The organism is Pseudomonas sp. VI4.1 (assembly GCF_002029345.1).
In the GTDB taxonomy this organism is placed as follows: Bacteria; Pseudomonadota; Gammaproteobacteria; order Pseudomonadales; family Pseudomonadaceae; genus Aquipseudomonas.
The window spans coordinates 70,169-81,969 of record NZ_MULM01000164.1 but is presented as its reverse complement, the minus strand read 5'-3'; the positions used below and the strand labels follow the sequence as shown (position 1 = coordinate 81,969).

Here is an 11,801-nt window from a genome sequence, read left to right as displayed (position 1 = left end):
CGACATTGAAAACCATGATCGGCGTGATGCGTGCGGTAGGCCTGGACATGACAGCAAAACAGCACGTCGACCTAGCCAACGGGTAAACGTTGCGCTGACTCAAACCCGCCGTTGTGCGGTTTTTTTTCAAAATGTCTTGCCGACGCCGCTCTGCCGGGCTGCTCAGAGGCCGAGTGTTGGGCGCGGGAAATAAACGCTTTTCAAAGCAGCAGCCGCAGGCTGCATCAAAACTCTTGGGACTGGAGCGCGCTGCCGGTGGTGGGTCTGCTCGTCAGCTTCGGAAGGTCGCGGTAAGCCCGGACTATCCAGAGCCTGGCCGCGTGCAAGGGGTCGTGGAATACCGCAGGCGCGAAGCGACAAGGATATGCCGCGAAAGCCCCTTGTAGGCAAGGCCGGGCGGCGGATAGGCCATTGGGGCGATCCGCTACCTTCCGATGATGATGAGCCTACCTGGTGATGCGGAAGGACCGGCAAGCGGAGCGCGCAGGCCGGAGACGTGAGGATCGAAGCCCGAAGGGCCAAGACCTGGCGCGCTTTTGGCCAAGGCTTGGTTCACGAGAGCCGCCCCCCGAAGGGGGCACGCCTGCAGGTTGTCGTTCCTTCCATCACTTCCCGCTGGCTGTCGCGTAAAGGCTGGATTACTGTACATGCAAACAGTATTCCGGTGATTTATGAAAGTCGTAGCAATCCAGCCTCTCTTGGGATCTGGCGTCCCGCTTCAACTGTTGTCCTGCACCGCTGCCGGTGGATTTCCCAGCCCAGCGGCTGATTATTACGAACCGCCCATTTCGCTCGACGAACTGTTGAACATTCGCGCACCACATATCTGGATCGTGAAAGTCGAAGGCGAGAGCATGCGCGATGCCGGAATTTTCACCGGAACCCGTTTGATCATCGACCGGACAGTGACGGCGTGTTCCGGACACATTGTGATGGCGTACGTCGACAACCAACCCGTGGTAAAGCGGCTGGCCAAGTCAGCTGCAGGGTGGACACTCGAATCAGCAACCCCGACATACAAGGCCGTCACTCCCGACGAATACAGTACGAAGTGTTTGGCGTCGTGACTTGGAGTCTGTCGCCTCATGAACTTTGAACCCCGGCGACCTGTGTTCAGCCTGGTCGACGCGAACAAGTTTTACTGCAGCTGCGAGCGCATTTTCCGGCCCGAGCTGAGGGGTAAACCAGTGGTGGTTCTTTCGAACTCGGATGGCTGCATCGTTGCTTGCACCAATGAGGCCAAGGAGCTTGGTTTGAAGATGGGAGATCCTTATTTCAAGATCCGGGCATTTCTGGAGCGCAACGGTGTTGCAGCGTTCAGCAGCAATTACACGCTCTACGGCGAGTTATCGCACAGGATGGCAATGGCTACAGCGTCCCTGGTCAGTGCCGTGGAACAGTATTCAATTGATGATGCCCTGGGTTATGTCCTCTCTCTGAACCTCTATCGACGGCAGCTCACCGTGGCACAACGGGCTTTGATCGCTGCCGAGCTGTCCTCACTGCGCGGGAGTAGCACTATCACTGTTGACCTGGAGAAGGCCGCCGGGCAGGAGCTGTGCCTTTGTTGTGGATGTAGCAAAGAGGCTGGAGAATCGGGTGAAGGCAAAAATGCAGGCCCGTGATGCTGAGGAGACGTGAGGGTTGGGATTTTCTGGAAGGGTGATTTCATAGGTTAAAGCCCGAACAGAAAAGGAGTACCCAACATGCAAACACCTCAGGACGACACCGTAATGGATTTTGGCCCGAACCTCTTCGGTGGCGAGGGTGGCTCCGCGTCCATCCCTTCCGCTGATGATGCAGATGCTACGAACGAGGCCCTGGAGGGTGCGGCGAGTGTTTCTCATCAGATGACTGAAGGTTGTATCGAAGAGAAGACAGCCGAGGCCGGCAGCGTCCAGGCTGGTGGTAACAGCGCTCCCTCGAGCAGCGATGTTGCACCTGGCGTGAACACTCAACAGGCGCCACTCAAACCAAGGCAGGGAAGTCCGAAGTATATGCTGCTTCAACCTTACTGTTGAGGGTATGCGCGAGAGCCATTTCGCAAACCTCTCGCTGGTGATCGGTTTCTTCCGCAGCCCACGTCCGAAAAGTAGATCTGAACCCATGCGGTACGACGCCATCGACCTGGAGCTGAGCGAGCACCCTGGCCATGGCATTGCCGGGAATGGGGCCTGTTCGCCAGGAGTTGAGAAATATCCACTTGTCATGCTTTCCGACCTGCTGCCGTAGCACCTCGAGCATTTGCTCGGTAAGGGGTACCCGGTGAGCCTTGCCCGCTTTCATGCGTTCTGCTGGGATGTACCAGATTTTCTCTTCCCAATCTATTTCCGGCCACTGGGCCCCGCTCACCTCTTGGTTACGGGTCGCAGTCAGAATTGCGAATTCAACAGCACGAGCTGCTGCCCCATCCAGGGAATCGAGCCTAGCCAACAGCTCGGCAGTGCGTAAAGGTGTCGGAGACGGGAAGGGGACTACCGTATGCGATTGCTTGGGCAAGAGCTTGTCGAGATGACCACGCCACCGTGCGGGGTTTTCACCTTGCCGAAGCTTCAGTGCCTTCGCTGCATCGAGCACGAGCTCTATGCGATTCCGGACGCGGTCAGCCGTGACGGGGGTCTTGCTCCAGATCGGCGTCAGCACATCCAGGATATCGTCCGTGTCGACCTCGGCTATCCGAAATCCGCCTATGACAGGGTAGACATGCTTCGTGAGTGAATTCTGCCATTGCTGGTGATGCTTCTTAGACCAACTCGACGAATGCGTGCGTATGTACCTTTCCGCCGAAGACCGAAACGTGTGGCTCGTTGTCGTTCGTGAGGCTTTGGCGGCTTTGGCCTTCGCACGCTCAGCGGCTGGATCGACGCCACGGGCGATATCGAGCCGGTACTTGTCAGCCTCCAGCCGTGCGTCTCTGAGGCTCAAAGCAGGGAATGTCCCCAGGCGCTATCAGGGTTTTCCTGACCCTACTGCCAGCGCCACGGTACGCAAGACATTGCGGGGTATTGAGCGGGTGCACGGGCGGCCACGGCAAAAAGCCAAAGCCTTACTGTTGGAGGATCTCGAGCTCATCGGAGCGTTCCGGCGCAGCGACCGTGGCAGCCAGGGCGAATTCAACCGGTCGTCGCAACACTGGATTGTTGGATAGATTTTAGATACTCATTCAGTGCTTCGGCAGGTGTTTTCCAACCGAGTGTTTTCCGGGGTCTCGTGTTCAGCACACGAGCTACGGATTGGATCTCCTGGGCTCCCCATCGAGACAGATCGGTACCTTTCGGGAAGTATTGCCGTAGAAGACCATTCGTATTTTCGTTCGTACCGCGCTGCTATGGACTATGGGGGTCGGCAAAGAAAACCTTTACTCCGGATTCGATTGTAAATCGAGCGTTATCTGATAGCTCTTTACCTCGATCCCATGTCAAAGATCGCCACAGTTCGACAGGAAGGTCACTGTTTTCTTCAGTGCGCTGGACATGCTAACAGCCCCGTAGCCAGGTGCAAGCGGGCTGCGTAAGATCACTGTCGACCGTATTGATCAGCTCGGATTTCTTCTCAATCAGAAAACAGGTCGAACATCAGTTGCCGCAACCAGATATTGGCGAGGTCCTGGTGGTATTTCGCATGCCAGAACATGTTGATGGCGATTTCCGGCAAGGCGACTGGGTGCGGCAAGACGCTCAGACCGAAGGGCTCTACGCAGCAGTCGGCGAAACGTATCGGCACAGTGGCGAGCAGCTCGGTGCGCTGGAGTATGTGGCCAACGGCGACGAAGTGCGGCACCTCCAGGCGGATGTCGCGCCGGATGCCGGCCTTCGTCAAGTATGTGTCCACCTCGCCGTGGCCTGTGCCAGCGGCGATGACACGCACGTGGCCATAGGAACAGAAGCGCTCAAGAGTCAGGGGTTCGCGGGTGGCCGGATGGTCCTTGCGACACAGGCACACGTAGTGATTGTGGAGCAGCCGGCGCTGGAAGAAGCCAGTCTGCAGGTTGGGCAGCAGGCCCACGGCTAGGTCCACTGTGCCGTTCTGCAAGGCTTGCATCAGGCTCATCGAACTGTCGCGCACGGTGCTGATCGCGCAATTGGGGGCTTGAAGAGTAATCGCATCCATCAGCCGCGGCATGAAGTAGATCTCGCCGATGTCGGTCATGGCCAGGGTGAAAGTACGCTCGCTGGTCAGCGGATCGAAGCGCTCATGGTGCTGCAGGGCTTCGCGCAGGGCGTGCATGGCCAAGGCGACGGGCTCGGCCAAGTTCGCGGCGTAGGGTGTGGGTTCCATACCCTGGTAGGTGCGCACGAAAAGTTGGTCCTGTAGCGCTGTGCGCAGGCGTTTCAGCGCATTGCTGACAGCAGGCTGGGTCAGGCCCAGGTTCTCGGCAACGATAGAGACGCGTCTGCAGACCAGCAGCTCGTTGAACACCACCAGCAGGTTTAAATCCAGATCACGCAGTTCCATGGAGCCTCGCTCGGGTTATGCCGGCGTCCCGCCTGGCAGGCAGCAATATTCACGCTTATAATATATTGTATAGTGGTCGGTGTCTTTATCAATATTCTTTACTCCGTTATGGTTATTAACAGTCAACTGTAAAACCATCATGAGTACCAGCATGAAAAACAATAAACCTGGCTTGCGCATCGGTATCATCGGCGGCGGGATTTCCGGCGTTGCCTTGGCTCTGGAGCTCTGTCGCTACTCCCATCTCCAAGTACAGCTGTTCGAGTGCGCGCCGGCTTTTGGTGAGGTCGGTGCAGGAGTTTCCTTTGGCCCCAACGCGGTGCGCGCCATTGTCGGCCTAGGCTTGGGCGAGGCCTACTTGCAGGTCGCCGACCGTACCTCGGAGCCCTGGGAGGACGTGTGGTTCGAGTGGCGGCGCGGCAGGGATGCCAGCTATCTGGGAGCGACCATCGCTCCGGGCGTGGGCCAGTCCTCGGTACACCGGGCGGATTTCCTCGATGCCCTAGTAAATCACCTCCCAAAAGGTATCGCCCAATTCAGGAAGCGCGCCACACAGGTCGAGCAAAAGGGGGGCGAAGTGCAAGTGCTATTCGCCGACGGCACAGAGCACCGCTGTGACCTTCTAATCGGTGCCGACGGAATCAAGTCAGCGCTGCGTAGTCATGTGCTGGAAGGTCAGGGGCTGGCCCCACAGGTACCGCGCTTCAGCGGCACCTGTGCCTATCGGGGGATGGTCGACAGCCTACACCTGCGCGAAGCCTATCGAGCCCAGGGCATCGACGAGCACTTGGTGGACGTACCGCAGATGTACCTAGGGCTTGACGGCCATATCCTCACTTTTCCGGTGAGGAATGGCCGCCTCATCAACGTTGTGGCCTTCATTTCCGACCGTAGTGAGCCGAAGCCGAACTGGCCCGCGGATGCCCCTTGGGTGCGCGATGTGAGCCAGCGAGAGATGCTCGATGCCTTCGCGGGTTGGGGTGATGCCGCGCGCACCCTGCTGGAGTGCATCCCGGCACCAACTCTCTGGGCACTGCACGACCTGGCGGAGCTGCCGGGCTACGTGCACGGGCGGGTCGTCCTGATCGGCGACGCAGCTCACGCCATGCTGCCGCACCAAGGCGCCGGTGCCGCCCAAGGACTTGAGGACGCCTACTTCCTCGCCCGCCTGTTGGGCGATACCCAAGTCGATGCAGACAACCTCGCCGAGCTGCTTGAAGCCTACGACGACCTGCGCCGCCCTCGTGCCTGTCGCGTGCAGCGAACCTCCCGGGAGACCGGCGAGTTATACGAGTTTCGCGACCCCGTCGTAGGTGCGAACGAGCATCTGCTGGGGGAAAACCTGGCGACCCGCTTCGACTGGCTGTGGAGCCACGACCTCGACGCCGACCTGGCCGAGGCACGTGCGCGCCTGGGTTGGGAAAATGGTAGCCGGGGTGTGCTACGTCAAGGGTGACAACGTTGATAACGGTCGCGGATTCGAGGGCAAACAATTCGATTGCGTCCTGGACGTCGGCTATGTGGTGGAGAGGGGCTCGCTTAAGGGGCTGAGCGTCAGGAGTGGAATGTCACTACGGGTTCCAACCACCAGGCTGACGTCGATGAGAACCGCTTGATCTTTAACTACACGTGGAAGCTTCTAAGCATGGGCGGCCTACCGGCCCTAGCGTCAGTGGGCCGATACCACAACCGCATCCTAAACCTAATATAGTTTCCTTGCATGCTGCGCCGCTGAGCGCCGCTGGACGTGACAATGCACAACAGTAACAAGATGCCTTGCTCGTTCCGTTCCACCTTCACCGTCAGTGCTCTGGCATTGGCCCTCAGCATTTCACTGGCGAGGGCGGTCAAGGCGGCCGAACCGATCAAGATTTGTCTTTTGATGTCCTACATCGGCACCGTCGCGGCCCAAAGTGAAGCTACTCCGGCTCTGCCTTGGTTGAACGGAGGAAGATATGTCAGAGGCCTTTGAAATCACTGTGCAGCCTGGCGGAGAGCGATTTGCCTGTCAGCCGCTGCAATCAGTGTTAAGTGCAATGGAGACGCAGGGTAAGCAATGCTTACCAGTGGGCTGTCGTGGTGGCGGTTGTGGCTTGTGCAAGGTGAGGGTTCTTGCCGGTGACTACGAGTGCGGGCGTGTGAGCTGCAAGCACCTGCCGGTAGAAGCCCGCGAACAAGGCTACGCCTTGGCCTGCCGACTGTTTGCCCGGAGCGATCTATGTATCGAGCGTTATTCAAAGCCTGGCAGTGAAAACACGGTCGATCCACAATAATAAAGAGAATAGGTGATGTCATGAAGAAAGGTGTAATGCGCCCAGGGCACGTGCAACTGCGTGTACTGGACATGGGTAAGGCGTTGGAACACTACATCGAATTGTTGGGCCTGATCGAGATGGATCGTGACGACCAGGGCCGTGTCTATCTGAAGGCCTGGAGTGAGGTTGACAAATTTTCTGTAGTGCTACGCGAAGCTGATGAGCCAGGTATGGATTTCATGGGTTTCAAGGTGGTAGATGAGGTGTCTCTCCAGCAACTTGAGCAGGATCTGCAGGCACATGGCTGTTCCGTCGAACAGGTACCGGCGGGGGAGCTCAATAGTTGCGGTCGGCGTGTGCGCTTCCAAGCCCCCTCAGGGCATCACTTCGAGTTGTATGCTGACAAGGAATACACTGGCAAATGGGGTGTGAATGAGGTCAATCCCGAAGCCTGGCCACGCGATCTGAAAGGTATGTCGGCGGTGCGTTTCGATCATTGCCTGCTGTATGGTGATGAACTACAAGCCACTTATGAGTTGTTTACCGAGGTACTCGGCTTTTACCTGGCCGAGCAAGTGGTCGATGCCGAGGGTATACGCCTAGCACAGTTTCTAAGCTTGTCGACCAAGGCCCACGATGTGGCTTTTATCCAGCATGCGGAGAAGGGTAAGTTCCATCATGCCTCATTCCTCCTCGATACCTGGGAGGACGTGTTGCGCGCTGCCGACCTGATCAGCATGACCGACACCTCGATCGATATCGGCCCGACCAGGCACGGCCTGACCCACGGCAAGACCATTTATTTCTTCGACCCGTCCGGCAACCGCTGCGAGGTGTTCTGCGGCGGGAACTACAACTATCCGGATCACAAGCCGGTGACTTGGTTGGCCAAGGATGTGGGCAAGGCGATCTTCTATCACGACCGGGTGCTCAACGAACGATTCATGACCGTTATGACCTAAAGGCCCAGCTCGACTTATTGCAGAGATTACGCAGATGAAAGAGATCAAGCATTTCATTAACGGTGCCTTTGTCGGCTCGGCCAGCGGCCGCACCTTCGAGGACATCAACCCGGTCAATGGCCAGGTGATCGGCCGCGTCCACGAGGCCGGCCGCGCCGAGGTCGACGCTGCGGTCAAAGCTGCCCGTGCCGCGCTCAAGGGGCCCTGGGGGAAGATGACGGTGGCCGAGCGCGCTGACATTCTGCATCGCGTGGCCGATGGCATCACGGCCCGTTTCGACGAGTTTCTCGAGGCCGAATGCCTCGACACCGGAAAGCCAAAATCCCTGGCCAGCCATATCGACATCCCGCGTGGGGCGGCCAATTTCAAGGTGTTCGCCGACCTGCTGAAGAATGTCGCCAACGAAGCCTTCGAGATGGCCACCCCGGATGGCGCCGGTGCGCTCAACTACGGCGTGCGCCGGCCCAAGGGGGTGATCGGGGTCATCAGCCCGTGGAACCTGCCGCTGCTGCTGATGACCTGGAAGTCGGACCGGCCCTGGCCTGCGGCAACTGCGTGGTGGTCAAGCCATCCGAGGAAACTCCGCTGACCGCCACCCTGCTCGGCGAGGTGATGCAGGCCGCCGGCGTACCGGCGGGCGTGTACAACGTGGTGCATGGCTTCGGCGGCGATTCGGCCGGGGCCTTCCTCACCGAGCACTCGGACGTCGACGCCTACACCTTCACCGGTGAGACCGGCACCGGCGAAACCATCATGCGCGCTGCGGCCAAGGGCGTGCGCCAGGTGTCGCTGGAACTGGGCGGGAAGAACGCCGGCATCGTGTTCGCCGACTGCGATATGGACAAGGCCATCGAGGGCACCCTGCGCTCGGCCTTCGCCAACTGCGGCCAGGTCTGCCTCGGTACCGAGCGACTGTATATCGAGCGGCCGATCTTCGACGCGTTCGTCGCCCGACTCAAGGCCGGTGCCGAAAGCCTGGTGATCGGGCCGCCGGACGACGCCAGCAGCAACTTCGGCCCGCTGGTCAGCCTCAAGCACCGCGAAAAAGTCCTCAGCTATTACCAGCAGGCAGTCGATGACGGCGCCACCGTTGTCACCGGCGGCGGCGTGCCGGAGATGCCGGCGCACCTGGCCGGCGGCGCCTGGGTGCAGCCGACTATCTGGACTGGCCTCTCCGACAATTCGGCGGTGGTCACCGAGGAAATCTTCGGCCCCTGCTGCCATATCCGCCCGTTCGATACGGAAGAGGAGGCCATCGAACTGGCCAACAGCCTGCCCTATGGCCTGGCGTCGGCGATCTGGACCGAGAGCAGCTCGCGCGCCCACCGCGTCGCCGGGCAGATCGAGGCCGGCATCGTCTGGGTCAACAGCTGGTTCCTCCGCGATCTACGCACCGCCTTCGGCGGCAGCAAGCAGTCGGGCATCGGCCGCGAAGGGGGTGTGCACTCGCTGGAGTTCTACACCGAGCTGAAAAACATCTGCGTGAAACTCTGAGGCGGCCATGACTGCATCCCTGAAGGCACCCCCGCAAGCAGCGGAGCAGGCTCCGGAACCTAGCCCCGAGCTGGGTCGCGAGATCCTCGCCGCAGGCTGGCGCACCAACTTGCTGGAGCAGGGCAGCGGCTTTCCGCTGCTGCTGATCCACGGCTCCGGCCCTGGCGTCACCGCCTGGGCCAACTGGCGCCTGGTCATGCCGCAGCTGGCCCAGAATCACCGGGTGCTCGCCCCGGACATGCTCGGCTTCGGTTACAGCGAGCGCCCGGCAGATGCTCACTACAGCCTCGACACCCTGGTGCTGCATGCCCTCGGCGTGCTGGATGCCCAGGGCATCGCCCAGGCCGACCTGGTCGGCAATTCCTTCGGCGGCGCCATCGCCTTGGCCCTGGCCGTGCGTCACCCCCGAGCGGGTGCGCGGCTGGTACTGATGGGCAGCGTCGGCGTAGCCCTTCGAGCTCACGTCGGGGCTGGACGCAGCCTGGGGCTACAGGCCATCGCTAGCTAATATGCGCGCGCTGCTCGACCTGTTCGCCTTCGATCGCGGCCTGGTCAGCGAAGACCTGGCCGAACTGCGTTACCAGGCCAGCATACGCCCGGGCTTCCAGGAATCCTTCGCCGCCATGTTCCCGGCCCCGCGCCAGCGATGGATCGAGGAGCTGTGCAGCGACGAGCGGGCGATCCGCGCGTTGCCCCACCCGACCCTGGTGGTGCATGGCCGCGAAGACCAGATCATCCCGCTGCAGGCTTCGCTGACCCTAGCGCAGTGGATTCCCAACGCCCAGCTACACGTCTTCGACCAGTGTGGCCACTGGACCCAGATCGAACACGCCGAGCGTTTCGCCCGCCTGGTCGAGGATTTCCTCGCCGAGGCCGCCCCCCTTTCCTGAGAGAGACAAGCATGGACCAGATATTGATCAACGAGCTCGGCGACGAGCTGTATCAGGCGATGCTCAACCGTGAAGCGGTCAGCCCGCTGACCGAGCGCGGTTTCGCCATCGGCATCGACGACGCCTACCACATTTCCCTGCGCATGCTCGAACGCCGGCTGGCCGCCGGCGAGAAGATCATCGGCAAGAAGATCGGCGTCACCAGCAAGGCGGTGCAGAACATGCTCGGCGTGTATCAGCCAGACTTCGGCTACCTGACCGATGCCATGGTGTTCAACAGCGGCGAGGCCGTGCCGATCAGCCAGCGGCTGATGCAGCCCAAGGCCGAGGGCGAAATCGCCTTCATCCTCAAGAAGGACCTGATCGGCCCCGGCGTGACCAACGCCGACGTGCTGGCCGCCACCGAGTGCGTGATGCCCTGTTTCGAGATCGTCGATTCGCGCATCCGCGACTGGAAAATCAAGATCGAAGACACAGTAGCGGACAATGCATCCTGCGGCCTGTTCGTGCTCGGCGACACGGCAGTGTCGCCACGCCAGGTCGACCTGGTTACCTGCGGCATGCTGGTGGAGAAGAACGGCCAGTTGCTCAGCACCGGCGCGTGCCGCGGCCCTGGGTTCGCCGGTCAACTGCGTGGCCTGGCTGGCCAACACCTTGGGCCGCTTCGGTATCCCGCTGAAGGCTGGCGAAGTGATCCTCTCCGGCTCGCTGGTACCCCTGGAGCCGGTCAAGGCCGGCGACTTCATGCGCGTCGAGATCGGCGGCATCGGCAGCGCCTCCGTGCGCTTCACCTGATCGAACAGAGGACAAACCCATGAGCAAGAAACTCAAGGCGGCCATCATAGGCCCCGGCAATATCGGTACCGATCTGGTGATGAAGATGCTCCGTTCCGAGTGGATTGAGCCGGTGTGGATGGTCGGCATCGACCCCAACTCCGACGGCCTCAAACGCGCCCGCGATTTCGGCATGAAGACCACAGCCGAAGGCGTCGACGGCCTGCTCCCGCACGTGCTGGACGACGACATCCGCATCGCCTTCGACGCCACCTCGGCCTATGTGCATGCCGAGAATAGCCGCAAGCTCAACGCGCTTGGCGTGCTGATGGTCGACCTGACCCCGGCGGCCATCGGCCCCTACTGCGTGCCGCCGGTCAACCTCAAGCAGCATGTCGGCCGCCTGGAAATGAACGTCAACATGGTCACCTGCGGCGGCCAGGCCACCATCCCCATGGTCGCCGCGGTGTCCCGCGTGCAGCCGGTGGCCTACGCCGAGATCGTCGCCACCGTCTCCTCGCGCTCGGTCGGCCCGGGCACGCGCAAGAACATCGACGAGTTCACCCGCACCACCGCCGGCGCCATCGAGCAGGTCGGCGGCGCCAGGGAAGGCAAGGCGATCATCGTCATCAACCCGGCCGAGCCGCCGCTGATGATGCGCGACACCATCCACTGCCTGACCGACAGCGAGCCGGACCAGGCTGCGATCACCGCTTCGGTTCACGCGATGATCGCCGAGGTGCAGAAATACGTGCCCGGCTACCGCCTGAAGAACGGCCCGGTGTTCGACGGCAACCGCGTGTCGATCTTCATGGAAGTCGAAGGCCTGGGCGACTACCTGCCCAAGTACGCCGGCAACCTCGACATCATGACCGCCGCCGCGCTGCGTACCGGCGAGATGTTCGCCGAGGAAATCGCCGCCGGCACCATTCAACTGCCGCGTCGCGACATCGCGCTGGCTTGAGGAGTAG

General features: G+C 60.7%; 8 protein-coding genes and 4 pseudogenes. 9 read left to right on the top strand and 3 right to left on the bottom strand.

The annotated features are described in order from the left end of the window. Positions 1-671 precede the first annotated feature (671 nt). Entirely contained in the window at positions 672-1,067 is a 396-nt protein-coding gene (locus tag BZ163_RS19865; RefSeq protein WP_011117435.1) for a LexA family transcriptional regulator, read from the top strand. 18 nt (positions 1,068-1,085) lie between these two features. Then, positions 1,086-1,625 carry an ultraviolet light resistance protein B gene (locus BZ163_RS19860; protein WP_011117434.1) on the top strand — a complete coding sequence of 180 codons (540 nt, stop codon included), beginning with the start codon at positions 1,086-1,088 and terminating at the stop codon, positions 1,623-1,625. A 343-nt stretch (positions 1,626-1,968) separates the two neighbouring features. On the opposite strand, the gene BZ163_RS19850 is transcribed toward BZ163_RS19860, so the two are convergent. The 3 genes and pseudogenes from BZ163_RS19850 to nahR form a co-directional block, all read right to left on the bottom strand. After that, on the bottom strand, positions 1,969-2,925 hold the full coding sequence (locus tag BZ163_RS19850) for a site-specific integrase (RefSeq protein WP_011154427.1): 957 nt from the start codon (positions 2,923-2,925) through the stop codon (positions 1,969-1,971). A 188-nt stretch (positions 2,926-3,113) separates the two neighbouring features. Continuing rightward, positions 3,114-3,505 (bottom strand): annotated as a pseudogene (locus BZ163_RS19840) (IS30 family transposase); the annotation flags it as partial. 47 nt (positions 3,506-3,552) lie between these two features. After that, a complete protein-coding gene (nahR, locus tag BZ163_RS19835; protein WP_011117383.1) occupies positions 3,553-4,455 on the bottom strand; it encodes an HTH-type transcriptional activator NahR in 903 nt (300 codons plus the stop codon). Positions 4,456-4,606: 151 nt separating this feature from the next. Between nahR and salA the strand changes: the two genes are divergently transcribed. The 7 genes and pseudogenes from salA (at position 4,607) to BZ163_RS19800 (ending at position 11,794) form a co-directional block, all read left to right on the top strand. Continuing rightward, positions 4,607-5,911, top strand: a complete 1,305-nt coding sequence (gene salA / locus BZ163_RS19830; protein ID WP_011154425.1) for a salicylate 1-monooxygenase — start codon at positions 4,607-4,609, stop codon at positions 5,909-5,911. A 499-nt stretch (positions 5,912-6,410) separates the two neighbouring features. Then, on the top strand, positions 6,411-6,728 hold the full coding sequence (locus BZ163_RS19825; protein WP_011117432.1) for a 2Fe-2S iron-sulfur cluster-binding protein: 318 nt from the start codon (positions 6,411-6,413) through the stop codon (positions 6,726-6,728). Positions 6,729-6,748: 20 nt separating this feature from the next. Next, on the top strand, positions 6,749-7,672 hold the full coding sequence (locus BZ163_RS19820; RefSeq protein ID WP_011117431.1) for a catechol 2,3-dioxygenase: 924 nt from the start codon (positions 6,749-6,751) through the stop codon (positions 7,670-7,672). A 34-nt stretch (positions 7,673-7,706) separates the two neighbouring features. Beyond that, positions 7,707-9,166, top strand: a pseudogene (locus tag BZ163_RS19815) (2-hydroxymuconic semialdehyde dehydrogenase). A 7-nt stretch (positions 9,167-9,173) separates the two neighbouring features. After that, positions 9,174-10,056, top strand: a pseudogene (locus BZ163_RS19810) (alpha/beta fold hydrolase). Positions 10,057-10,067: 11 nt separating this feature from the next. Next, a pseudogene (gene dmpE / locus BZ163_RS19805) lies at positions 10,068-10,851 on the top strand (2-oxopent-4-enoate hydratase). A gap of 19 nt (positions 10,852-10,870) precedes the next feature. Next, the gene (locus BZ163_RS19800) at positions 10,871-11,794 is read left to right on the top strand and encodes an acetaldehyde dehydrogenase (acetylating) (protein ID WP_011117427.1); all 924 of its coding nucleotides are present in this window, start codon (positions 10,871-10,873) and stop codon (positions 11,792-11,794) included. Positions 11,795-11,801 lie beyond the last annotated feature (7 nt).

Excerpts from the sequence above, each read along its gene's own strand:
- BZ163_RS19865 (WP_011117435.1), top strand. The coding sequence starts at position 672 with ATGAAAGTCGTAGCAATCCAGCCTCTCTTGGGATCTGGCGTCCCGCTT.
- BZ163_RS19860 (WP_011117434.1), top strand. The coding sequence starts at position 1,086 with ATGAACTTTGAACCCCGGCGACCTGTGTTCAGCCTGGTCGACGCGAAC.
- nahR (WP_011117383.1), bottom strand. The coding sequence starts at position 4,455 with ATGGAACTGCGTGATCTGGATTTAAACCTGCTGGTGGTGTTCAACGAG.
- salA (WP_011154425.1), top strand. The coding sequence starts at position 4,607 with ATGAAAAACAATAAACCTGGCTTGCGCATCGGTATCATCGGCGGCGGG.
- BZ163_RS19825 (WP_011117432.1), top strand. The coding sequence starts at position 6,411 with ATGTCAGAGGCCTTTGAAATCACTGTGCAGCCTGGCGGAGAGCGATTT.
- BZ163_RS19820 (WP_011117431.1), top strand. The coding sequence starts at position 6,749 with ATGAAGAAAGGTGTAATGCGCCCAGGGCACGTGCAACTGCGTGTACTG.
- BZ163_RS19800 (WP_011117427.1), top strand. The coding sequence starts at position 10,871 with ATGAGCAAGAAACTCAAGGCGGCCATCATAGGCCCCGGCAATATCGGT.